Source organism: Flavisolibacter ginsengiterrae DSM 18136 (assembly GCF_059568575.1).
Genome location: NZ_JCANTR010000004.1, coordinates 153,951 through 176,172, shown reverse-complemented (window position 1 = coordinate 176,172; position 22,222 = coordinate 153,951). Strand labels below are relative to the sequence as shown.

Annotated in this window: 20 protein-coding genes; 9 read left to right on the top strand and 11 right to left on the bottom strand. The window is 42.5% G+C overall.

Going from position 1 to position 22,222, the window contains the following annotated elements; all coding sequences use genetic code 11:
- Nucleotides 1–94: 94 nt before the first annotated feature.
- Entirely contained in the window at nucleotides 95–2,221 is a 2,127-nt protein-coding gene (locus BP74_RS06300) for a heavy metal translocating P-type ATPase (RefSeq protein WP_496372182.1), read from the bottom strand.
- 205 nt (nucleotides 2,222–2,426) lie between these two features.
- Between BP74_RS06300 and tsaE the strand changes: the two genes are divergently transcribed.
- The 6 genes from tsaE to BP74_RS06270 all read left to right on the top strand — a co-directional run bounded on the left by tsaE (nucleotide 2,427) and on the right by BP74_RS06270 (nucleotide 9,074).
- A complete protein-coding gene (tsaE, locus tag BP74_RS06295; protein ID WP_496372180.1) occupies nucleotides 2,427–2,876 on the top strand; it encodes a tRNA (adenosine(37)-N6)-threonylcarbamoyltransferase complex ATPase subunit type 1 TsaE in 450 nt (149 codons plus the stop codon).
- A gap of 32 nt (nucleotides 2,877–2,908) precedes the next feature.
- Entirely contained in the window at nucleotides 2,909–4,123 is a 1,215-nt protein-coding gene (locus tag BP74_RS06290) for an alanine dehydrogenase (RefSeq protein WP_496372178.1), read from the top strand.
- 150 nt (nucleotides 4,124–4,273) lie between these two features.
- Entirely contained in the window at nucleotides 4,274–4,903 is a 630-nt protein-coding gene (locus tag BP74_RS06285) for a TetR family transcriptional regulator (RefSeq protein WP_496372176.1), read from the top strand.
- Nucleotides 4,893–6,239, top strand: a complete 1,347-nt coding sequence (locus BP74_RS06280; protein WP_496372174.1) for a TolC family protein — start codon at nucleotides 4,893–4,895, stop codon at nucleotides 6,237–6,239. The genes BP74_RS06285 and BP74_RS06280 overlap by 11 nt, the downstream gene beginning before the upstream one ends.
- 29 nt (nucleotides 6,240–6,268) lie before the next feature.
- Nucleotides 6,269–7,390, top strand: coding sequence for an HlyD family secretion protein (locus BP74_RS06275; RefSeq protein ID WP_496372172.1), 1,122 nt, complete (start codon nucleotides 6,269–6,271; stop codon nucleotides 7,388–7,390).
- 103 nt (nucleotides 7,391–7,493) lie between these two features.
- The gene (locus BP74_RS06270; RefSeq protein ID WP_496372170.1) at nucleotides 7,494–9,074 is read left to right on the top strand and encodes a DHA2 family efflux MFS transporter permease subunit; all 1,581 of its coding nucleotides are present in this window, start codon (nucleotides 7,494–7,496) and stop codon (nucleotides 9,072–9,074) included.
- Nucleotide 9,075: 1 nt separating this feature from the next.
- Here BP74_RS06270 and BP74_RS06265 read toward each other — a convergent pair whose 3' ends face one another.
- The 3 genes from BP74_RS06265 to BP74_RS06255 are packed head-to-tail and all read right to left on the bottom strand — an operon-like array spanning nucleotide 9,076 to nucleotide 11,928.
- Complete coding sequence (locus tag BP74_RS06265) at nucleotides 9,076–9,723, bottom strand: ABC transporter ATP-binding protein (RefSeq protein WP_496372168.1); 648 nt, start codon at nucleotides 9,721–9,723, stop codon at nucleotides 9,076–9,078.
- Nucleotides 9,713–10,510 carry an acyl-ACP--UDP-N-acetylglucosamine O-acyltransferase gene (gene lpxA, locus BP74_RS06260; RefSeq protein WP_496372166.1) on the bottom strand — a complete coding sequence of 266 codons (798 nt, stop codon included), beginning with the start codon at nucleotides 10,508–10,510 and terminating at the stop codon, nucleotides 9,713–9,715. The genes BP74_RS06265 and lpxA overlap by 11 nt, the downstream gene beginning before the upstream one ends.
- On the bottom strand, nucleotides 10,507–11,928 hold the full coding sequence (locus tag BP74_RS06255) for a bifunctional UDP-3-O-[3-hydroxymyristoyl] N-acetylglucosamine deacetylase/3-hydroxyacyl-ACP dehydratase (protein ID WP_496372164.1): 1,422 nt from the start codon (nucleotides 11,926–11,928) through the stop codon (nucleotides 10,507–10,509). The genes lpxA and BP74_RS06255 overlap by 4 nt, the downstream gene beginning before the upstream one ends.
- A gap of 139 nt (nucleotides 11,929–12,067) precedes the next feature.
- On the opposite strand from BP74_RS06255, the gene BP74_RS06250 reads away from it, so the two are divergent.
- Nucleotides 12,068–13,000: a helix-turn-helix domain-containing protein gene (locus BP74_RS06250; protein WP_496372162.1), complete on the top strand. Its 933-nt coding sequence runs from the start codon at nucleotides 12,068–12,070 to the stop codon at nucleotides 12,998–13,000.
- A 25-nt stretch (nucleotides 13,001–13,025) separates the two neighbouring features.
- On the top strand, nucleotides 13,026–13,655 hold the full coding sequence (locus BP74_RS06245) for a hypothetical protein (RefSeq protein ID WP_496372160.1): 630 nt from the start codon (nucleotides 13,026–13,028) through the stop codon (nucleotides 13,653–13,655).
- A 38-nt stretch (nucleotides 13,656–13,693) separates the two neighbouring features.
- On the opposite strand, the gene hemL is transcribed toward BP74_RS06245, so the two are convergent.
- Genes hemL through hemA form a run of 7 tightly spaced genes read right to left on the bottom strand, consistent with a single transcriptional unit; the run spans nucleotide 13,694 to nucleotide 20,956 of the window.
- On the bottom strand, nucleotides 13,694–14,980 hold the full coding sequence (gene hemL / locus BP74_RS06240) for a glutamate-1-semialdehyde 2,1-aminomutase (protein ID WP_496372158.1): 1,287 nt from the start codon (nucleotides 14,978–14,980) through the stop codon (nucleotides 13,694–13,696).
- Nucleotides 14,981–15,019: 39 nt separating this feature from the next.
- Complete coding sequence (hemB, locus tag BP74_RS06235; RefSeq protein WP_496372156.1) at nucleotides 15,020–15,994, bottom strand: porphobilinogen synthase; 975 nt, start codon at nucleotides 15,992–15,994, stop codon at nucleotides 15,020–15,022.
- 40 nt (nucleotides 15,995–16,034) lie between these two features.
- Nucleotides 16,035–16,946 carry an oxygen-dependent coproporphyrinogen oxidase gene (hemF, locus tag BP74_RS06230; RefSeq protein ID WP_496372154.1) on the bottom strand — a complete coding sequence of 304 codons (912 nt, stop codon included), beginning with the start codon at nucleotides 16,944–16,946 and terminating at the stop codon, nucleotides 16,035–16,037.
- Nucleotides 16,947–16,986: 40 nt separating this feature from the next.
- On the bottom strand, nucleotides 16,987–18,024 hold the full coding sequence (gene hemE / locus BP74_RS06225; protein WP_496372152.1) for a uroporphyrinogen decarboxylase: 1,038 nt from the start codon (nucleotides 18,022–18,024) through the stop codon (nucleotides 16,987–16,989).
- A gap of 7 nt (nucleotides 18,025–18,031) precedes the next feature.
- A complete protein-coding gene (locus tag BP74_RS06220; protein WP_496372150.1) occupies nucleotides 18,032–18,763 on the bottom strand; it encodes a uroporphyrinogen-III synthase in 732 nt (243 codons plus the stop codon).
- The gene (hemC, locus tag BP74_RS06215; protein ID WP_496372148.1) at nucleotides 18,750–19,730 is read right to left on the bottom strand and encodes a hydroxymethylbilane synthase; all 981 of its coding nucleotides are present in this window, start codon (nucleotides 19,728–19,730) and stop codon (nucleotides 18,750–18,752) included. Before hemC ends, BP74_RS06220 begins: the two co-directional genes overlap by 14 nt.
- On the bottom strand, nucleotides 19,730–20,956 hold the full coding sequence (gene hemA, locus BP74_RS06210) for a glutamyl-tRNA reductase (protein ID WP_496372146.1): 1,227 nt from the start codon (nucleotides 20,954–20,956) through the stop codon (nucleotides 19,730–19,732). Before hemA ends, hemC begins: the two co-directional genes overlap by 1 nt.
- A gap of 169 nt (nucleotides 20,957–21,125) precedes the next feature.
- On the opposite strand from hemA, the gene hemH reads away from it, so the two are divergent.
- Nucleotides 21,126–22,193 carry a ferrochelatase gene (hemH, locus tag BP74_RS06205; RefSeq protein WP_496372144.1) on the top strand — a complete coding sequence of 356 codons (1,068 nt, stop codon included), beginning with the start codon at nucleotides 21,126–21,128 and terminating at the stop codon, nucleotides 22,191–22,193.
- Nucleotides 22,194–22,222 lie beyond the last annotated feature (29 nt).

Below are 22,222 nucleotides of genomic sequence, written 5' to 3'. Positions count from 1 at the left end.
TGCTCTGTGAAAGTATATAATATAAGTAGTATTTAAAAGCAGGCAGCTTTTGTATTACCGTTTAAGCTATCCTGGTAATTTAGTAAAGGGTCCGTCAATCCAGCTTTTTCACGAATAGCCTAACAGAATTGGCGGCCAGTACCACATCGCTAACAGCCATGATCAGGGCACCATAGGTAGGTCCATAATGACCCAGCAATCCTATAGCAGCCACCGGGATGGCAATAATATTATAGGAGAATGCCCAGAAAAGGTTCTGTTTGATGGTTCTGAAAGTGTGCTTGCCTAATCCCAAAGCAGTTGGTAATTTTTGAAGTCCATGATTGATCAACACTACCTGTGCACTTTGCATGGCCAATTGAGAAGCATCACTCATGGAAATGCCTATCGTTGCCTTTGCAAGGGCGGGGGCGTCATTAATGCCATCACCTACCATGACTGTAGGTGTTTCAGCAGAAAGCTTTTCAATGGTTTGAAGCTTTTGATCGGGAGTTTGCTCAGCTATAACGTTATCAATAGAAAGACTATCACCAAGCTTTTTGGTTTTTGCAAACCTGTCTCCACTTAGCAACACTGTTTTCAAACCTTTTCTATGCAGGTAACTTACTATTTCCGCAGCTTCAGGTCTTAACTGGTCTTTAAGGTCTATCCATCCTGCCAGGGAATCATTATGCAATAAATAAATATTATGGCTATCATCGGTAGTCAATCCTTTTACCATATTGTAAGAACCAAGAGCAAATGAATCACCATTCTTGTTCTCCGCCAGCATGCCCTTGCCTTTGATTTCCCTGATGTTCTTCCAGTGAATAGGATCGGTTGTTTTCCACTCCTCCACAATGCTTTTGGCAAGGGGGTGATTGGAATATTTTTCCATAGAAAAAACAATCCTTTTAAAGGCTTCTTCTGAAAGGATGTTGGTATCAACATGCCATTTATCCACATGAAACTTGCCGGTAGTTAAAGTGCCTGTTTTATCAAATACAACCTGTTTGATATTCTTAAACAATTCAAGGCTTTTGGCATTACGGAATAGTATGCCATTGCGGGCACCTCTTCCCAATCCAACGGCAATGGCAGCAGGAGTGGCAAGACCCATGGCACAAGGACAGGCAATGACCAAAACTGCAATGCTTCGCAATAGAGAAGGGGTAAATTCTTTTAAAATGATCCAGTTGATGAGGAGTGTTAATACAGCTATAGATAATACTACAGGCACAAAAATGGCACTTATCTTATCAGCCAAATGTTGCATAGGCGGTTTTTCGCCCTGTGCTTTTTTTACCAACTCCAGTATATGAGCAAGAACGGAATCATTGCCTGCGGCTGTAACCTGGGCTTTCAGGTTACCGTCTTCAACAATGCTTCCTCCTATAATAAGATCTTTTGCCTTTTTGTGAAGCGGAATACTTTCCCCCGTGAGAATTGATTCATTAATATGCGCTTCCCCCCATAAAATTTTGCAATCAGCCGGTACCTGTTCACCGGTTTTGATCAAAACGAGATCGCCTACACGTAATTGGGTGTTTTCGATAGGGAAAACCACTTCTTTATGGTCCCCATCAAAAGCGATCATATTGGCCATTACTTTTTGCGATTTTACCAATCCTTTTAATGCTCGCTGTGTAGATTGTATGGAAGCTTCTTCCAGGTAATTACCCAGGAATACAAGTGTAATGATTGTGGCAGTGGTCTCATAAAAAAGATAGGCTGGTCCAAGGTTCAAAATGGTGCCGGTAAGACTATAGATGAATGCCGCTGCGGAACCTATTGCGATCAAAACATTCATGTTAGGCACTCCATTGCGAATGCTTTTGATAGCTGATCTGCCAAAGAACCGCATGCCAATAATGAATACAGGAAGTGCAAGGGCCAATTGAATCCACGGGTTCATTAAAATATGGATATGAACACCGGGTATCATATGCAGCATGAGAATTATGGTAAAAGGAAGGCAGAACCAAAACCGGTGCATATTGGTAGATAGAAAAGCATTTTGTTTTGCGGCAGTGAATCCATTGCCTTCCACCTTGTAGCCTAAAGATTCAACACCTTTTGCTATTTGTTGCAGTGGCTTGTTCTCTGTCAATTCAAAAGATACGTCGCCGTCAATAGGATTTACCACCACAGCTTTTGCTCCCTGTTGCTGCAAATATTTATTGACAGTAAGCGCACAATTGGCGCATGTCATTCCTGCCACTTTCCATTGAACCTTTTCCATTCCTGTTGCAAATTTGTTCTGGTGCAAAGTTACTCCAGCATTTTTTGTGCTTTAAACTGTTACATCTTTATCTTTTCAACTTTGTTGCAACCGGATGTTAAAGTTTTACAGGGTGGAAGGCAATTGGTTTGGATTTTTTAAGAGTATGTTCCATTAATTGCATTCACCATATTTGAAGGAATGGGCTTTTTGTTAGGTTTGCACAATGGAGTTTCATGTATCAATTGAAAGGCTGAATGATTTTGCAGCGCAATTCTGGAAGTTGGTGAAAGAAACAAGTGTTTTTGCCTTTCATGGAGAAATGGGTGCTGGAAAAACTACGATCATTGAAGCATTATGTAAAAGTAAGGGTGTTCGGGATGTGATGGGAAGCCCCACATTTTCCATTATTAACGAATATGGCTACTCTGAAAACGGAAAGGAAAAGTTTATATACCATATAGATCTTTACAGGTTAAGAGACGAGCAGGAGATCGTCCAGGCGGGTGTGGAAGATTGCATTTACAGTGGCAATATTTGTTTTATTGAGTGGCCAGAAAAAGCACCACATTTATTGGATGATTCAGTCATGCATGTCTTTATTGAACTCTCGAACGAAGAAGAAAGAATTGTAAAACTGCTTTTGCCTTCCGATAGTTTGGAAGAACTATCGTAATTTGTCAAACCAAATTATAGTCAAAGGCCTTTATGTCCCAACAAAAACCATTTGTAAGCACCTCCTTCAGTTATGAAACTTTAGAAGAAACCCTGGATATAAAACCCAAAGGAGCCCGTTTGCATATTGGTATTCCCAAGGAAATAGCCTTCCAGGAAAACCGCATTGCCCTGACACCAGATGCGGTAAGTGTATTGATCAGTAATGGACATGAAGTGACCATTGAGCACAATGCCGGGGAGGCAGCTCATTTTGCAGATAAAGATTATAGTGAGGCAGGAGCAAGGATATCTTATAACCGTGAGGAAGTTTATAAAGCTCCCATCCTGGTAAAAAGTGCGCCGGTTATCGATGAAGATCTCCCTTTATTACAGTATAATCAATTGATCATTTCTCCCATTCATTTAAGTGTGCTTAAAGCAGAGTTGCTGCAAAAAATGATGGAAAAGCGGATCACTGCCATTTCTTTTGAGAATTTAAAAGATGACAGCGGCAGCTATCCTATTGTGAGAAGCATGAGCGAAATAGCTGGTAGTGCCGCTATGTTAATAGCTGCTCAATATTTAAGTTCTGCCAATCATGGAAAGGGAGTTTTGTTGGGGGGTATTTCGGGAATAGCGCCAACAAAGGTTATAATTATAGGAGCGGGCATCGTTGGTGAATTTGCGGCACGTGCCGCCCTGGCGCTGGGTGCTTCCGTTAAAGTTTTTGACAATAGTGTTTACAGGTTAAAAAGGTTGCAGAATAATATTGGCCAACGGTTATGGACATCTGTGATAGAGCCGCGAATGCTGGCCAAGCAGTTAAAGACCTGTGAGGTAGCCGTAGGGGCCTTATCTTCAGAAACAGGTCGTACCCCCATCGTTGTTACCGAGGAAATGGTTAGCAGCATGCGTACTGGCAGCGTGGTAATAGATGTCAGCATTGACAGGGGAGGATGTTTTGAAACCTCGGAGATCACCAGTCACGAAAATCCTATTTATTTGAGATATGGGGTAATCCATTATTGCGTACCAAATATCCCATCTGGATTTGCAAGGACAGCCTCCCAGGCTATCAGCAATGTATTGATGCCTCTTTTACTCCAGGCCGGTGAGGATGGTGGATTTGAACATATGGTCTGGCACCAGATACATCTAAGAAGCGGCATATATATGTTTAAAGGTGCCCTCACGAATTTCTACTTAAGCGAACGCTTCAATTTAAAATATACTGACCTCAACTTACTCATCGCCAGCCAGCGTTGAATTTTTCATACCTATTATTGAAATAATCCTCTACAATAAGGGGTTGGTCTGCTTTTGGCAATAATTCTCATTATTATTTTGATAAAATATTTAAACAAATGTTTGATTTAATTAAACGTTTGTTTAGTTTTGCGCCTCCAAAAGTTTTCAATGGAATATAACGAGAAACAAATAGCTATAATGGAAGCGGCCGAGAAACTCTTTGCTGACAATGGTTTTTCGGGTACTTCTGTCCGGGATATAGCGGAAGCTGCAGGTGTGAATCTTGCTATGATCTCCTATTATTTTGGCTCAAAGGAAAAGCTGATGGAGGCAATGTTCAGCTACCGTGGCCATTTTATGAGATTAAAAATGGAGAGCATATTGCAAAATAGTAATATGACCCCATTGCAGAAAGTGGAAAAGCTGATAGATGAATACATTGACCGGATATTCAATAAACAATGTTTTCATAAGGTAATGCTGAGAGAGCAAATGGTAGATAGTTCGGGTCCAATTGCAGAACAAATAACCCAATTGAAGGTTACCAACCAGGCGCTTTTCAAGCAATTGATAAACGAAGGACAGAAAAAAGGTGATTTCAAAAAAGGATTGGATGTTCCTTTCCTGATGATGACCCTGGTGGGTACCACGAGTCAGCTATTAACGGCGCAGAAATATTACCGCGAGTTGAATAATCTCCAGGAATTGTCCAATGAAGAATTTGAAAAACACATTAAGAAAAAGCTCAGTGTTTATTTAAAAAATCTATTTAAAGCAATATTAACGTATGAAGCATAGAAGAATTTTGTTGACGGCAGGATGGTGTTTATTCTTTTCTCTGTTTACTACCGGGGTAATTGCACAGGAACAAAAACCCCTTGGGCTCCGGGAAGCTATTGACCTAAGCCTGAAGAACAGTAAACAGCTCAAATCCAGCCATGCAAAGATTGAAGAGGCCACGGGAGCCTTGAAAGAAGCAGTTGAGAAAAGATTACCAGATGCCAATGTGAGTGGATCTTACCTGCGACTAAACAGCCCGAATGTTGATCTTAAGACCAAAAAGGATAATACAGGAGGTGGAACCACTACCACTGAAAGTCCAAAGCCCAGCCAGGCAATGTATGGCATGGCAAATGTTTCTTTACCCATATTTTCAGGTTTCAGGATCAAATATGGTATTGAATCAGCCCGTTTCCTGGAACAGGCTGCCAAACTGGATGCAGAAAGTGACCAGGAAGAAATTATATTAAACACTATAGATGCGTATAACAATCTCTATAAAGCACATGCTGCCGTTGAACTGGTAGATTCAAATCTTCAATCAGCCAGGGAAAGAGCCGCTCAGTTCACAAACCTGGAGAAAAATGGTCTACTGCCAAGGAATGAATTGCTGAAAGCCGAATTGCAGGTTTCCAATACAGAGCTTTCTTTATTGGATGCGCAGAATAATTGGCAACTGGCTAATATTAATATGGACCTGATGTTGGGTCTTCCGGAAAATACAGAATTGCAACTTGATCCCGCAGCTTTCCAGGCTCCTAAAGAATTAAAAGGATTGGCAGAATATGTTCAGCTGGGTTTGCAGAACCGGAAAGATCTTTCTGCTATTTCATATCGGAAAAAAGCAGCTGCTACAGCAATTAAAGCTACTGAAGGTGAAAAATATCCAGGTCTTGCTTTGAGCGGTGGTTATGTGGCTTTGAATGTACCGGGAGTATTGACTGTTACCAATGCGGTAAATATAGGATTGGGAGTGCAGTATAGCATTTCATCCCTTTGGAAGAACAAGGCTAAAGTGCAGCAGGCACAAGCCAGGGAAAAGCAGGTAGCTGCAGGAGAGGAGTTATTGGCTGATGGTATTCGTCTGCAGGTAAACAGTGCATACCAGAATTATTTACTGGCACAAAAGAAGATCGATGTTTATCAAAAAGCCATAGACCAGGCAACAGAAAATTACCGCATTATCAATAATAAATACCAGAATAGCCTGGCTACTACCACAGAACTGTTAAATGCAGATGTGGCTCAATTACAGGCTAAACTGAATTACGCTTTCGCTAAGTCGGATGCCGTGGTTGCCTACAATAAGTTATTGCAATCAGCAGGTCTGCTAACCAATACTGAAACCAAATAAAGAAACAGAAACTGACAATAAAAGAATTTATGGAAACAAAAGTTATAGAAACGAATCAAACGACTCAGAAGGTAAAAGAACCCAAAAAGTCTAACAAGGTTTTTTTGATCATTTTGGTCCTGCTGGTATTATTGGGAGGATGGTTTGGAATTACTAAATATCTTCACGCACAACATCATGAAGAAACGGATGATGCCCATGTGGAAGCCAACATTAGCCCGGTAATTCCCCGTATCTCAGGTTATGTAAAGGAAGTTCGTGTTTCGGATAACCAGCATGTTAAGAAAGGTGATACACTCATGATTCTGGACGACAGGGATTTAAAAATTAAGGTTGACCAGGCCGAAGCAGCACTACAAACGGCACAAAGCAACCTCGGTGCTGCCAGGGCATCTACCAATGCCGCTTCCGCCAATATTGCCACCTCAAGGGCATCAGTTTCTACTATTGATGCACAAATAGAAACGGCTAAGGTCAATGTCTGGAGAGCTTCACAGGATTTCGACCGGTATGCAAACCTGATCAAGGATCATTCGGTCACACAGCAACAATATGAGCAGGCACTTGCGGCCAAACAAACGGCTGAACGCCAGCTCCAGGTATTGCAGCAACAGAAGAACCAGGCCGCACAACAAACCAATGCCGTTGCCACTCAAAGTAATGCAACCTCCTCGCAGATTGGTGTAGCCAGCTCTATCATTAAACAGCGCCAGGTGGATGTGGAGGATGCAAAGCTGAATCTTTCTTATGCTGTGATCACTGCTGCTGCTGATGGCCTCGTGTCCAAGATCAATATCCAGCCCGGGCAGTTCGTAACGGCAGGGCAATCATTATTCAGTATTGTATTGAATAATGATGTATGGGTGGTAGCCAACTTTAAAGAAACCCAGTTTGATAAAATGAAGATCGGCCAGAAGGTGACTGTCCATATTGATGCTTTTCCAGGTCATGATTTTGATGCAAGGCTTACTTCATTTTCACCAGCCACCGGATCCAGCTTTGCATTATTACCTCCGGATAATGCATCAGGCAATTTTGTAAAAGTGGTGCAAAGACTGCCCGTGAAAATTGAGTTCATTAATTCTAACGATCCGGACCTGAAACAATTAAGGGCGGGTATGAATGCAGTGGTAGATGTGCACCTTGATTGATAAAGTGCAGTTCAGGTAGCGGATCAATATATTTTTTAATGGCATCCTATTAAGTTTTTATAGGGATACCAATTTGACCCATTAAGGGTTCGGAATTAATATTATGCAACAGCAAGCTTCTTTGGTTGAATATGGCGCTAAAAGGGTGATCATTACAATTACAGCAATTGTATGTGCCTTGTTGGAAATAGTGGACACAACTATTGTCAATGTAGCGCTCAATGATATGAAAGGCAATCTTGGTACAACCATGACCGAGGTAGGGTGGGTGATCACTGCATATGCAATAGGTAATGTGATCGTGGTTCCTATGACAAGCTGGCTTTCCCAGCAGTTTGGACGGAGGAATTATTTCGCTGCATCCATCATGCTATTTACCTTTTGTTCATTCCTTTGTGGTAATGCAACCGGCATATGGGAACTGGTTGCCTTCCGTTTTCTCCAGGGTATAGGTGGAGGCGCATTATTGGTAACATCTCAAACCATTATTACGGAAAGCTATCCTCCGGAAAAAAGAGGAATGGCGCAGGCTATCTATGGTATGGGTGTAATTATTGGTCCAACACTAGGCCCCCCATTAGGCGGTTATATCGTTGATAATTTTTCCTGGCCCTATATATTTTATATCAACATTCCTATTGGTATCATTGCCACTTTGCTCACCCTGCAGTTTGTGCGCAGTCCTAAGTATGCAGAGAAAAGTAAGGCTAAGGATGTTGACTGGTGGGGCATAGCGTTACTGGCTACGGCAGTTGGTTCCCTGCAATATGTTTTAGAGAAAGGACATGACGATGACTGGTTCAGTAGTGGCACTATTATTTTCCTGACAGTTACAGCAGTTTTCGGGTTGTTCTTCTTCATATGGCGGGAGCTGAGCTTTAGAAAACCAATTGTAGAATTAAGGGTATTGAAAAATGGTAATCTTAGGGTAGGGACCATATTATCTTTCATTATGGGTTTCGGCTTGTATGGGTCCACCTTCATCATACCCTTGTATACTCAGGCCACTCTGGGGTGGACGGCACAGCAGGCAGGTATGCTAATGATACCTTCTGCATTGACCACTGCTTTTATGATGCCCATCATCGGGCAAATGCTTCAAAAAGGTGTGAAACAACAATACCTTGTAGCACTGGGTATGCTTATATTCTTTATCTATAGCTTCTGGGGGTATAAAATTCTTACGCCTGATACGGATTCACATGCCTTCTTCTGGATGTTGATCGTGCGTGGTTTGGGTATGGGGATGTTATTCATTCCAGTTACCACGCTTGCCTTATCTACGCTCAAGGGTCAGCAAATAGGCCAGGGGGCCGCATTTACGGGCATGATGCGACAACTGGGTGGTTCTTTTGGCGTGGCTGCTATTACCACTTACCTGGCACGCAAAAACGAGGTGCACCGTAATGATCTCGTAAGTCATTTAAATATCAATGATCTTGATGTACAACAAAGGGTAGCTGGTATGAAGCACGTTTTTATGTCCAAAGGCATGACGCCTGATGTTGCCCTGCAATCTGCCTACAAGGCCCTGGAATATAATATCATGAAGCAGGCTTCCGTGCTTTCTTATATGGATGTTTTTTTAGGCCTTGGCCTGATGTTCCTTATTTGCATTCCATTTGTCTTAATGGTGAAAAGCAATAAGGGTAAAAAGATAGATGTGTCGGAAGCGATGCACTAATTCAGTACTTAGGTGATACCTTGTTTGAGGGGAGTTTATAATCTGTGATGGCTATAACCTGCTGGCAAAAACCATATTCAACCGGATCATTGGAACATACTACTACCAGCCTGTCGCGGCAGTAGTTTTCTATCAGTGAGAGATACAGTTCAATGCCTTTTGTATCAAGGTTACTGCAAGGTTCATCGAGCAGAATAATGGGAGTGTCAAAAAAAATAGCCTGTGCCAGTTTTACTCTTTGTTTCATCCCGGAGGAGTAATACCTTATCTGTTTATGACCAGCTCCTTTCAGGCCTACCTGTTCAATAATGGCATTGATGGTACTGCCATCAATAAAAGCTTTGAACTTATTATGAAACTGGAGAAATTCTACAAGCGTCATTTCTTCTATTACATCCATGTAGGGTGCACAAAAAGATGTGCCGATGTAGGTTTCTTCAGGAGGTAATAAACCATTGTCATTAATGTGTTCAATAGTTCCCTCACTTAATTGCAGCATTCCACCAAGGCATTGCAGCAGCGTTGATTTACCCGAACCATTATGTCCTGTTATTGCATATCCCGAGCCTGAGATAAATTCAAGGTTGGCATAACGAAAGATCCATTCCCTGTTAAAGCGTTTGCCTGCATTGGAAAGCTTAATCTTCATCTACGCCATTTTTGGAGTAGCGCTTTATGATGCCGATTTTGGATTCCTTAATAAATTGAAGGATATCTGCCCTGGTATCATTATCCGGAACTTTTTTCTCTATCAGTTCCAGGGCAGTGGTTGTGCTATGATTGCCTACGAACAGCAAATGATAGATCTGTGAAATGGTATCGATCTTTTCCTGTGCAAACCCTCGTCTTTGTAATCCTACAATATTCAACCCCATATAACTCATAGGTTCTCTTGCCGCTTTAACATATGGCGGAACGTCTTTCCGGATAACGGTATGCCCAGCCACATAGGTATGAGCGCCTATCCGGGTAAACTGGTGAGCGCCGGCTAGTCCGCCAATGATCGCATATTCGCCTATTTCCACATGTCCTGCCAGTTGCACGGCATTGGCGAGGATGACATGGTCGCCTACCACACAGTCGTGAGCCACATGGGCATAGGCCATCAGCAGGCAATTACTACCAACGGTGGTCTTCCATTTATCCTTTGTACCACGGTTTACTGTCACGCATTCCCTGATGGTAGTATTATCCCCAATTTCAGCAGTTGTTTCTTCTCCCTTAAATTTTAGGTCCTGTGGAATGCCTCCAATGACAGCTCCCGGAAAAATGCGGCAGTTCCTGCCAATGATGCTATGCTGCATGATCACAGCATGAGACATAATATGTGTACCGTCACCAATTGTCACATGGTCATGAATGACCGCAAACGGATCTATAGTTACGTTGTTGCCCAGTTTTGCATTCGGATGGATCGAGGCCAGGGGAGAAATCATACTCTTACTTTAGGTTTCTTTACAATTTGAGCAACCATTTCTGCTTCTGCTGCGATTTTATCGCCAACAAAAATAGTCCCTTTCATTTCACAAATACCACGACGTACTGGGTTCAACAACTCCATTTTGAGAAGTAATGTATCTCCGGGAACAACTTTTTGCTTGAACTTGCAGCTGTCTATTTTTAAAAAGTAGGTATCATAATCATTATCCGGGTCATCCGGAATGGTTAGAATGCCACCCGTTTGGGCCAGCGCTTCTACTTGTAATACGCCAGGCATTACACAGTTTCCCGGGAAGTGACCCTGGAAGTAAGGTTCATTATACGTCACATTCTTAACCGCTACCACGTATTTTTCGTTTAGCTCAATTACCTTATCTATCAACAGGAATGGATACCTGTGTGGCAGCTTTTTTTCTATAGCGTGTATATCATACAATGGGGGTTTCGATGGGTCGTATTGAGGAAACTGCTGGCGGTGCTTGTATTTTTTTATATGCTCCTTGATCTTCCTGGCAAATTCGATATTGCTGGAATGTCCCGGACGATTGGCGATGATATGCGCCTTGAATGGAAAACCTACCAGTGCCAGGTCGCCTATCACATCAAGCAGTTTATGCCTGGCCGGTTCATTGGGAAAACGCAGGTCAAGGTTGTTCAACAAACCACCTTCACTCACTTTCACATTTTCTTTTTTAAATACTTTGGCAATCCTTTTCACATCTTCCTCACTAACCGGTTTGTCCACAACTACAATTGCGTTATTGATATCACCACCTTTGATAAGGTTATTATCCAGGAGGTATTCCAGTTCGTGGAAAAAACAAAATGTGCGGCAAGGAGCTATTTGTTCATCAAATTCTGAGAGGTTTTTTAAGGAGGCATGCTGGGTGCCAAGAACCGGGGAATTAAAATCGATCAATGTATTGATACGGAATTCATTATAAGGCAAGGCCACCATCTCCACCTTTTTCTTGTCATCAGAGAAGCTGATATTATGCTGTAGGGTATAATAAACCTTGGGAGCATCCTGCTGCTGAACACCTGCCTGCCTGATCACCTGCACAAAGGGCTGGGAGCTGCCATCTAAGATCGGCACCTCGTTCCCGTTGATCTCTATCAATACATTGTCCACCATATTGCCAGCCAGTGCAGCCATCAGGTGTTCAATAGTGCCCACCCGGGCTCCATTAGCTTCAATAATGGTACTTCTCGTGGTGTCCACTACGTTATCAACATCTGCTTTTACCGTTGGACTATTAGGTAGGTCAATCCTTTTGAATACAATACCTGTATTGGGTTCGGCGGGTTTCAGGGTCATATCAACCGTTTGACCGGTATGGATACCTACACCGCTGATCTTTGCCTCAGAGGCCAGAGTGTGCTGGAAATCAGAATAAATATTGGACGACTGCATTCGGCGAAAGTATGAAACTATCACTCTATAAACCAAAACTGGGGTGTCAGAATGGGGTGTTAATCAGTTGTAAATATGACCAAAGTCTGAAACAGTGAGTGGCTGTTTACGATGATTATAGGGTAATTTTGCCATCTTCATGCAGTACCAGATTTCATCCGGAAGTTTATTGCCAGAACACCTGGGTTTGAAAACCGACCTTGTGTTTGAGGCTGGGCGACAAATTCCTGGTTCCGTTCATTATTCCATCAGGCGCTATTCCCGTCCTAATAACTGGATGGCAGATGATATTGGCATATTGAATTACCATTACGAACCTTCCAGTCCGGAAAGAAATCACCTGGAGTTGAAATTTTGTATGACCGGTAATATGTATTGCCGGAAAAACGGAAATGAATGCAGCCAGTGCAAAGCCCAGGTTAGCTTTTATTGTGAAGAAAAAATGGAAAGTGTTGACCTCGTAAGTTTTGTATTTTCTTCTACCTTACTGGAACAATTCATCAGGTCACGCATAGAAACCAATACTTTAAGTGAGGATATTCTTTCCTTTAAGCACCAGTCATCATTCACCAAATCGTTGTCTATTTGTGGGCGGACAAGAATGGTACTGGAAGGATTGTTGAATCATAACTATTCAGATAGCCTGGAGAATATATATGTCAATGCTCAGACCCAGATGCTCTTATTATATAGTCTGGATTGCATGGATGAGAAAGTAATTGACGTGATCAACTGTAAATTCCTGGCCAACGAAGCCGACAGGGAAAAGATCCTTAAGGCCCGGGAAGTGTTGATACAGTCAATTGGCGAACCCGTAACTATTAAGGAGTTAAGCCGTAAGGTTGCTATGAATGAATGCTACCTGAAGAAAGGCTTCAAGGAAATGTTCGGCACCACCATCTTTGACTTCTACCAGAGCCAAAGGATGGAACATGCCAAATACCTTTTGTATGAAAAGGGATTAACGGTTACCGACGTATCTGTGTTATTGGGTTATTCATCTATTTCACATTTTTCAACAGCTTTTAAAAAGCATACAGGTTTAAAGCCCTGCGAATTACTCCTGCGCTGATTACCTTCACATTTTAATACATCATTTGCATACACCTATTTTAACTGTTATTGGCGGAACTGTTTTATTAGCCATGGTTCATGCGTTGATTCCCAACCATTGGCTACCTCTTGTGGCAGTGGCAAAAGCTGAAAACTGGAAGCGCAAAGACATTACTTCCATAACCTTTCTGGCTGCCCTGGCCCATGTTTTGGGTACCGTGGCCCTGGGCTTGGTGCTTGGAACCATTGGTAAGGAATTGCAGGAAGAATATGGCAGCATTATTTACGTGGTGTCCTCAGTGGTACTGATCGTATTTGGATTGATCTATTACACCGTGAATCTTCCACACCACCATCATAGCTCCCAGAAAGATGTAGCCCAGTTTAAACGAAGTAAAAGAAAATGGATACTGATATTCATATTCATGATGTTCCTTTCGCCATGTCTTGAGGTTGAAAGCCTGTTTCTTTCTGCAGGTGCTTATGGAATGAGACTGGTGATCCTCTTGTCAGTAATTTATGCCATTGTAAGTATCTCGGGTATTTTATTGCTTGTAAACCTTGGATACAAGGGCATAAACCTGTTGAGTGCCCAGTTCATTGAACACAATGAAAAAAGGATCAGTGGTACTGTCCTGATCCTGGTAGGTATCCTTTCGTTCTTTTTGCATTAGGGTTACATACTAATGCCCCAAACCTGTTGTAAAAACAATCAAAGTTCCTTTAAGCTTTCTTCCAGAGCCTTAATTGTATTATCCAGGTCCTCATAGTTCAAAGCATTGGAGAGGAACCAGGATTCAAACGCAGAAGGCGGAAGGTAAATGCCCCTGTCCAGCATTTTATGAAATAAGGTATTGAACAGGCTGTTGGTCGCAGTTGATGCGGTGGCAAAATCAATAACCGGCTTTTCACTGAAATGAACAGAGATCATACTTCCTAAATGATTGATCACATAGGGAATGCCTGAAGCTTTCAATACATTGTGCAAACCATTCTCTAAATAATTCCCTTTTTCCTCCAGTTCTTTATAGATTGATGGGTTATTTTTTAAATGGGTCAATAAAGTAAATCCTGCTATCATGGCCAGAGGATTGCCACTTAATGTACCTGCCTGGTAAACATTTCCCAGTGGCGCAATATGATTCATGATATCCAGCTTTCCACCGAACGCACCTACAGGCATTCCTGCACCAATCACTTTACCATACGTTACCAGGTCAGCATCAATACCCAATCTTTCCTGCGCACCTCCCTGGGCTAACCTGAAACCAGTCATTACTTCATCGAAAATAAAAACAATACCTTCCTGGGTACATAGTTCCCGCAGACCTTCGAGAAATCCTGGCTGCGGCAATATGCAACCCATATTCCCGGCAACAGGTTCTACTATGATGGAGGCTATCTCACCTTTATGTTGTTCAACTTGTTGTTTAACTGCATCGAGGTCATTATATGGAGCAGTAAGAGTGTCATTGGCAACACCGGCAGTTACACCCGGAACGGTTTGAATATTGAAAGTGGCAACACCGCTTCCCGCCTTTACTAAAAAGCTATCTGCATGACCATGGTAACAACCTTCAAACTTCAGGATCTTGTTTCTTCCCGTATATCCTCTTGCCAGTCGAATTGCACTCATGCAGGCTTCAGTACCGCTGCTGACCATGCGAATCAGGTCAACATTGGGTACCATAGCTTTGATCAGCTCAGCCATCTCTATTTCCAACTCTGTAGGCGCACCAAAGGAAGTGGAGTCTTCAGCTATTTGCTGGATTGCTTCCACTACTGGTTCAAAAGCATGTCCCAGTATCATGGGTCCCCAGCTGTTAATAAAATCTATATAACGGTTACCATCTGCATCATATAAATAAGCGCCTTTTGCCTTCTTCAAAAATATAGGCGTTCCACCCACACTTTTAAATGCTCTCACTGGTGAATTGACACCACCAGGTATACTTGCCTGTGCTCTTTTAAATAATTCTTTACTTCTGTTGATATTCATATACGGATCTTAAAAATGAGTCAATACTATATTGCAAAATTAACCCAATAACCTTGCTGCATCTTTTGCAAAATAAGTGGCAATAAGGTCCGCACCGGCTCTTTTAATGGAAGTAAGTGTTTCAATGATTGCTTTTTCTTCGTTCAGCCATCCCATTTTTGCAGCGGCCTTGATCATAGCATACTCCCCACTGATATTATAAACACTTACTGGTACATCAACAGCATTCTTTACTTCCCTGACAATGTCCAGGTAAGGCAATCCTGGTTTTACCATCACGATGTCCGCTCCTTCATCTACATCCATCTGTGCTTCCCTCACTGCTTCAACGCGGTTGGCAAAATCCATCTGGTATGTTTTCTTATCACCAAAGCCAGGTGCACTATCCAGCGCATCCCTGAATGGTCCATAAAAACAAGAAGCGTATTTAGCGCTGTAGGCCATGATACCCGTTTTAGTGTACCCTGCTTTTTCCAGTCCTTCACGAATAGCAAAGATCCTTCCATCCATCATGTCACTCGGTGCTACCATATCCACTCCTGCCTCAGCATGACTGATACTAATCTTCACGAGAGCTTCGACAGTTGGATCATTCACAATTTCTCCATTCTCCACTATGCCATCATGACCATAGGAAGAATAGGGGTCCAGAGCTACATCGGTCATGATGTACATTTCAGGCACAGCATTTTTGATCTCCCTGATACTCCGTTGCATTAGTCCGTCTTTGTTCCAGGCTTCCTTGCCTGTATTATCTTTCAGTTCATCCTTGCACTTGATAAATAATAATACACTTTTAATTCCCAGGCTCCAGAGCTCTTTCACCTCTTTAATGGTAAGGTCAATGCTCCTCCTGTAATAGTTGGGCATGGAAGCGATCTCTGTTTCTACGTTGTTGCCTTCATCAATAAACAATGGTGCTATAAAATCATTTGGTGTCAATATAGTTTCTGCAACCATGGAACGGATAGCAGATGTTTGTCTTAATATTCTATTTCTTCTTTGTAAGTACATAACTGGGATTTAATGCTTAAAAAATAAACCCGGTCCCTTTTCATGCCCATTCTACCGGCTTCAAACAGGCTTGTAATAATTTATCTTCTTCGCTGCCAGGTGTTGGTTGATAATTATATTCAAATCGAACCGTAGGTGGCAAGCTCATTAAAATGCTTTCTATGCGCCCATTGGTCTTTAACCCGAATATGGTACCACGGTCATGTACCAGGTTAAATTCAACATAGCGGCCTCTCCGTATTTCCTGCCAGTATTTATGGCCAGGAGTAAATGGCAGGTCTTTTCTTTTTTCTACTATGGGTATGTAAGAAGGTATGAAAGCATTGCCACAGGCCTTTCCAAAATTTATCCAGAAATCCACATTATGCTTCTTGGTGGGACGCTGGTGGTCGTAAAATATGCCTCCAATTCCTCTTCGTTCATTGCCCCTGTGTGTGTTTACAAAATAGTTATCACATACCTCCTTAAATTCAGAATAGAAGCCCGGATCAAAATTGTCGCATACTTTTTTATACACCTGGTGAAAATGCCTGGCATCTTCTTCAAACAAATAATAAGGTGTGAGATCCGTGCCACCACCAAACCAACGGTCTATCACCTCGTCGTTTGCATTATACAATTCAAACATCCGGTAGTTGCAATGAACAGTTGGTACAAAAGGATTCCAGGGATGAATGACCAGCGACAAGCCACAGGCAAACCATTTCTCTCCATTGATCTTTAGTTGTGACCTCATAGCATCTGTTACCTCACCATATACTATGGAAGTGTTCACGCCACCTTTCTCAAACACCTTTCCGTTAGCGATTACCCGGGTTCTGCCACCGCCACCTTCAGCTCTTTCCCATTTGTCTTCCATAAAGGGGGCAACACCATCTGCCTCTTCCAGTGCCTTGCATATAGTATTTTGCAATTCAGCTATGTAGGCAATCCAATGTTCTTTAATATTCATTTCTAATGTAAAAACAAAAAGAGCCTTAAGCTCTTTTATTTTAGTTAGTTATTTTATACTCTTTCACTGCATCAACAAAAGCCTTTGCATGATCCACAGGAACATTGGGTGTGATGCCATGACCCAGGTTGGCTATATAGTTTTGTGAACCAAATGCATCGATCATTTCTTTTACCCATTGTTTGATCTGCGGTATCGGAGCTAACAACTTTGCAGGGTCAAAATTGCCCTGGAGTGTGATATTATTATTTGTTAGCTCTCTTGCCATTTGTGGGGTTATGGTCCAGTCAATTCCAATGCCCGAGGCACTACTTTTACTGAGGTCCTTTAAAGCATACCATGTTCCCTTTGGAAACAATATCACTGGTGCATCACCTTGTATAGCGTCCGCGATCTGTAATAAATAGGGTTGGGCAAATTGTTTGAAGTCCGCTGGTGATAAGGAGCCTGCCCAACTATCAAATACCTGTACTGTATCTGCACCGGCAACAACCTGTGCTTTCAAATAATCTATTGTTATGGTGGTGATCTTTTGCAATAAAGCATGTGCCAGTTCTGGTTCTGTATAGGCAAATTGCTTGGCCTTATCCCATGTTTTGCTTCCCTTGCCTTCTATCATGTAGCACAGCAAGGTCCATGGTGCACCTGCAAATCCGATCAGTGGTACCCTACCATTCAATTCTTTTTTAGTCAGCGACAAAGCATCCAGTACATATTTTAAATGATCGGATGCATTGTCTGTATTCAGTGCATCAATATCCTTTTTTGTTTTTATGGTTTTTGGTAAAGAAGGACCTTTACCTTCTTCCATCAACACTTCAAGACCCATTGCTTGGGGTATGACTAATATATCGGAGAAGATGATAGCTGCATCTACACCCACCTGGTCAACGGGCTGCAGGGTAATGGCCGTTGCCAGTTCAGGTGTTTGCACCCGGGTAAAGAAATCATATTTGTTTCTTAGTTTAATATAATCCGGCAGGTACCTGCCTGCCTGGCGCATCATCCATACGGGAGGGCGTTCCAGTTTTTCCTTTCTCAATGCTCTTAATAAAAGATCGTTCTGTAATTGACTCATTCCAGTTTTAATTATCCGGCTGTGTGATTAAATGTTTGTATGCTTTTAAAGCTTTTAGCATGCCTTCCTGCGAAGGGGTATCACTGATGATGATAGTATTGCCGGAATACTTTAAAATACTATCAGCAGTTGTTTGACCAATGGCGAAACAAACAATGTTCTTCTTTAGTTGGTTCAGTGAGAAAAAACTATCTGCAGCGCTGGGGCTGAAAAATAAAATGGCATCCATTTCTTCTGTTACAATGCATGGAGTGGGCACAGTCTCATACACTACTATCTCATGCGCCACCACACCGTTCTGTTTTAAAAGGCCGGGCAATTCATCCCTTCTTTTATTGCCGCAAAAGAAAAATACTTCATTGATGCCCTTTGCCACGATCACCTGTGCAAGTGCTTTGGCTGAAGAGCCAACACCAACAACGTTTGCCATGGGGAAAGCTTCCAGCACTGCCTCCTTTGTGCGCCCGGAAAGACAAAATACCTGAAGCCTGCCCCTATCTCCCCGGAGGTATTTCCCCAGGTAGTGTTCAAGTCCTGTAACTGCATTGGCACTGGTAAAAACAATGGCTTGCGATGTGTACCTGTGAAACCAGGATAGTAACTGTTCCTGTTTTTCTTCCGTCAATATGGGTTGAACGGCTATGGCTTCCTGTTCTGTTATTTCAATACCATTCTCTTTCGCTTCCACCACGATCGCAGGTAATAACTTTTTAGTGCTTAAGACCCTAATCGTTTCCATTGGTGGTTAAGCCTGTTTTTCGAATGCTGTTAATTATCGCAAGACCCCCATTATCCAGTATAGCTGAAGCCGAGGATTGTCCGGCATCTTTCCATTTTTCTTTAGGGATCATTTTCTCGACAACTGCTTTTTGCCTTCCATCAGGGCTGACAACATTCCCCTTAAACAATATCCCTGATTCATTCCATTCAGCAAGGGCCGAAATGGGAGTGGAGCAACCGCCCATCAGCGCAGTAAGAAAGTCCCGTTCAATAAGTGTACACATAGCCGTGGCTTCATCATTTAATGGCAGGCAACTTTCCAAAACCAATTGGTCTCCTTCACGGCAGGCTATCATTATGGCACCCTGTGCAGGAGCAGGCAACATCCAATCCAGGTCGATCGAATTTCCAGGACGTAAATGAATCCGTTCTAAGCCTGCGGCGGCAAAAATGGCTCCCTTCCAGTTATGCTCTTTTACCTTTCTCAGGCGGGTATTGACATTACCCCTTAAGTTCTCTATGGTATGAGTGGGGTACCTGTGCAGCCATTGTGCAATGCGGCGAACAGAACCTGTAGCAATGGTAAAAGGTAGGGTAGTACTATTCTTTATTTCGGACCATTGTCCATTTACATACCCTAGTTCAGAAGGTGTTGATTGCTCTTTATATACAAAAATGTCTCTGTAATTAGCTCTTTTTAATACGGCTGCCTGTTGCAGTCCCTGTGCCATTTGTGTTGGCACATCTTTCATTGAATGAACGGCAATATCTATGCGTTTGTTAAGCAGCGCAGCATCCAGGGTTTTGGTGAATACACCCTGCACACCCAAAGCGTATAAGGGAGTAATGGTATCCATATCCCCTTCGCTTTTCATGTACACCAACTCTGAAGCAACACCTTGTTCCTTCAACAGGTTTTGAACCAGTGTAGCCTGCCACACAGCCAGCTCACTGTCTCTTGTGCCAATTCTTAAAACTGTAGACATTAATTTTTTGCGCTTATAAAATCACTCAGGGCTGCAATGTATTGGCAACCACGTTGATTTTGAATTTTTATCTTTCCCGCAGTTTCATTCAATACCCGTTGAATGTGTATATCAATGGTTTTGGGGCAGGTAGTAGTGGGCCTGGTATAGTGTGGATGGCTATACAACTCCTTCAGCTTTACCTTCAAAGCTTTCAGCATAGGTACGTGCTTGCGCATTTCACACCACTCTTCAAATTCGAGTATAAGTTCAGAGATTATAGCTTTTGCTTTGGGCACTTCCGCAAGACGCATTTTTAATGTTTCATCTTTCATTTTCGAAAGTTCATCCACATTTACTAATTCCACATTCTCCAGGTGCTGCGCCGCATCTTCCACATTATAGGGAATAGAAAGATCTATGATTAGTTTGTCCCCTGCATTTTCCACATGCTCTTTCAATATCACAGGTTCGGGTGAGTTTGTTGCCACCAATATGATATCTGCTTTTTGTACTTCCACTGCCAGATCATCCAATGAGGCAGCGTGTAATCCCAACTCCCCGGCCAATTCTTCAGCCTTCTCCGGCGACCGGTTAATTAGAGTGATATTGGTGGTACCCAGGTAATCAACCAGGTTCTTGCAGGTGTTACGACCAATCTTTCCAACTCCCAGTAATAAAATGTTTTTGGAAGATGGATTTACCACCTTGTTACGTATGTATTGAACCGCAGCAAAGGAAACAGATACTGTTCCGCCGCTTAATTCAGTATTGTTTTTTATTAATTTGGAAGACTGGAGCACACTATTTACCAGTCTTTCTGTAAAAGCGCCCACAAATTTTTGCTCTTTGGCAAACTTTACGGCTGTTTTTAACTGACCTACGATCTCGTAGTCGCCAAGAATTTGAGAATCCAGCCCGGCACCAACGCTGAATACATGTTCTATGGCTTCTATACCATTTTTAATATAAGCAGAGTTTTTAAACGTTTCCATATCTCCAACTGTCTCGGAACAGAGGAGATCCACCAGTTGATAGCTGCAATAGGCAAACCCATAGATCTCGGTGCGGTTGCAGGTAGACAGGATAAAAACTTCGTTCAGTCCCTGTTCAGTGGCTTTCTGTAAAATGGATTGGTATTGATCATTGTTAATAGCAAACTGTCCACGTACGGAAGCATCTGATTTCTTGTAGTTGATGCCTGCTACGTAAAAGTTTGATATGTTCTTAAAGTAAGGAGTGTCCATTTCCAAATAATTCCAGATCCTGTGCAAAAGTAGTTTTGAAGCAGGCATGTCCCTAAAAACAATGTCATCTGTCTGTCATTTGACTGCTTGATTTTCATCAGGTTGCAAATTCCCGGGCATCAATTGATAGAAATCATGAACGAGTTGTACCTACATTTGTTCCCTTGATATGAAAAGAGCCATCATCCTCATGAACCTCGGTTCACCTGATTCAACGCAAGTAAAAGACGTCAAACGATACCTTGATGAATTTCTCATGGATGAAAGGGTAATTGACAAGCCCTGGCTGCTGCGTGCCCTGTTGGTAAAGGGAATCATTGTTCCTTTCCGGGCTCCCAATTCTGCAAAGGCTTACCAATCCATATGGACAGAAAAAGGCTCTCCATTGATCGTGATCAGTAAGGAGCAGGAACGGGCTTTACAAAAAGAAATACCCGAGCCGGTAGCTATAGCCATGCGTTATGGCAATCCTTCACCCATGATGGCCTATGACCTGTTGCTTGAAAAAAATCCTGACCTGGAGGAGATCTTAGTGGTACCTATGTATCCGCATTATGCCATGAGTAGTTATGAAACTGCAGTAGAATATGCCAGGGAGCAGCACAAAAAAAAGCCATATCCTTTCAGTCTCACCTTTATAAAGCCCTTTTATGATGATGCGGACTATGTGGAAGCATTGACTGAAAGCATTCGCCTGCACCTGGACAAGGAATATGACCAGGTATTGTTTTCTTACCATGGCATACCCGAAAGACATATTTTAAAATGCGATCCTACAGGAAAGCATTGCCTTAAAGTGGACAATTGCTGCGAAGTGCCTTCACCGGCACATGATTTTTGTTACCGGCATCAGTGTTGGGTTACTACACATTTGGTGGCCGACAAACTGGATATACCTAAAGAAAAAAGAGGCTTTTCCTTTCAGTCGCGCCTTGGCAGGGATCCATGGTTACAGCCTTATACCGCTGTGCGCCTGAAGGAACTCCCAAATGAAGGCGTAAAGAAACTGGTGGTTGTTTGCCCTGCATTTGTCAGTGATTGCCTGGAAACCCTGGAAGAAATGGGAGAGGAAGGGAGAGAGATTTTCTTACATGCCGGTGGGGAATCCTTTGACCTGGTGCCCTGCCTGAATGTTCATCCACTCTGGATCAGCGCCATGGCCAAATGGATCAGGGAATATGCACAGGGCAAAAAGGAAATGGTCCTTGACGAAACTAAAACAACCGCGAACGCTTAATTGTATTCCAAAGTAAAGTTTTTACAGAT

Bases quoted from the DNA above. Each gene is read 5' to 3' on its own strand.
- BP74_RS06255 (WP_496372164.1), bottom strand. From the start codon at position 11,928: ATGCAGTCGTCCAATATTTATTCTGATTTCCAGCACACTCTGGCCTCT.
- hemE (WP_496372152.1), bottom strand. From the start codon at position 18,024: ATGAGTCAATTACAGAACGATCTTTTATTAAGAGCATTGAGAAAGGAA.
- lpxA (WP_496372166.1), bottom strand. From the start codon at position 10,510: ATGATTTCTCCCCTGGCCTCGATCCATCCGAATGCAAAACTGGGCAAC.
- BP74_RS06220 (WP_496372150.1), bottom strand. From the start codon at position 18,763: ATGGAAACGATTAGGGTCTTAAGCACTAAAAAGTTATTACCTGCGATC.
- hemH (WP_496372144.1), top strand. From the start codon at position 21,126: ATGAAAAGAGCCATCATCCTCATGAACCTCGGTTCACCTGATTCAACG.
- tsaE (WP_496372180.1), top strand. From the start codon at position 2,427: ATGGAGTTTCATGTATCAATTGAAAGGCTGAATGATTTTGCAGCGCAA.
- BP74_RS06280 (WP_496372174.1), top strand. From the start codon at position 4,893: ATGAAGCATAGAAGAATTTTGTTGACGGCAGGATGGTGTTTATTCTTT.
- hemB (WP_496372156.1), bottom strand. From the start codon at position 15,994: ATGTACTTACAAAGAAGAAATAGAATATTAAGACAAACATCTGCTATC.
- hemL (WP_496372158.1), bottom strand. From the start codon at position 14,980: ATGAATATCAACAGAAGTAAAGAATTATTTAAAAGAGCACAGGCAAGT.
- BP74_RS06275 (WP_496372172.1), top strand. From the start codon at position 6,269: ATGGAAACAAAAGTTATAGAAACGAATCAAACGACTCAGAAGGTAAAA.
- hemA (WP_496372146.1), bottom strand. From the start codon at position 20,956: ATGGACACTCCTTACTTTAAGAACATATCAAACTTTTACGTAGCAGGC.
- hemC (WP_496372148.1), bottom strand. From the start codon at position 19,730: ATGTCTACAGTTTTAAGAATTGGCACAAGAGACAGTGAGCTGGCTGTG.
- BP74_RS06250 (WP_496372162.1), top strand. From the start codon at position 12,068: ATGCAGTACCAGATTTCATCCGGAAGTTTATTGCCAGAACACCTGGGT.
- BP74_RS06265 (WP_496372168.1), bottom strand. From the start codon at position 9,723: ATGAAGATTAAGCTTTCCAATGCAGGCAAACGCTTTAACAGGGAATGG.
- hemF (WP_496372154.1), bottom strand. From the start codon at position 16,946: ATGAATATTAAAGAACATTGGATTGCCTACATAGCTGAATTGCAAAAT.
- BP74_RS06290 (WP_496372178.1), top strand. From the start codon at position 2,909: ATGTCCCAACAAAAACCATTTGTAAGCACCTCCTTCAGTTATGAAACT.
- BP74_RS06270 (WP_496372170.1), top strand. From the start codon at position 7,494: ATGCAACAGCAAGCTTCTTTGGTTGAATATGGCGCTAAAAGGGTGATC.
- BP74_RS06285 (WP_496372176.1), top strand. From the start codon at position 4,274: ATGGAATATAACGAGAAACAAATAGCTATAATGGAAGCGGCCGAGAAA.
- BP74_RS06300 (WP_496372182.1), bottom strand. From the start codon at position 2,221: ATGGAAAAGGTTCAATGGAAAGTGGCAGGAATGACATGCGCCAATTGT.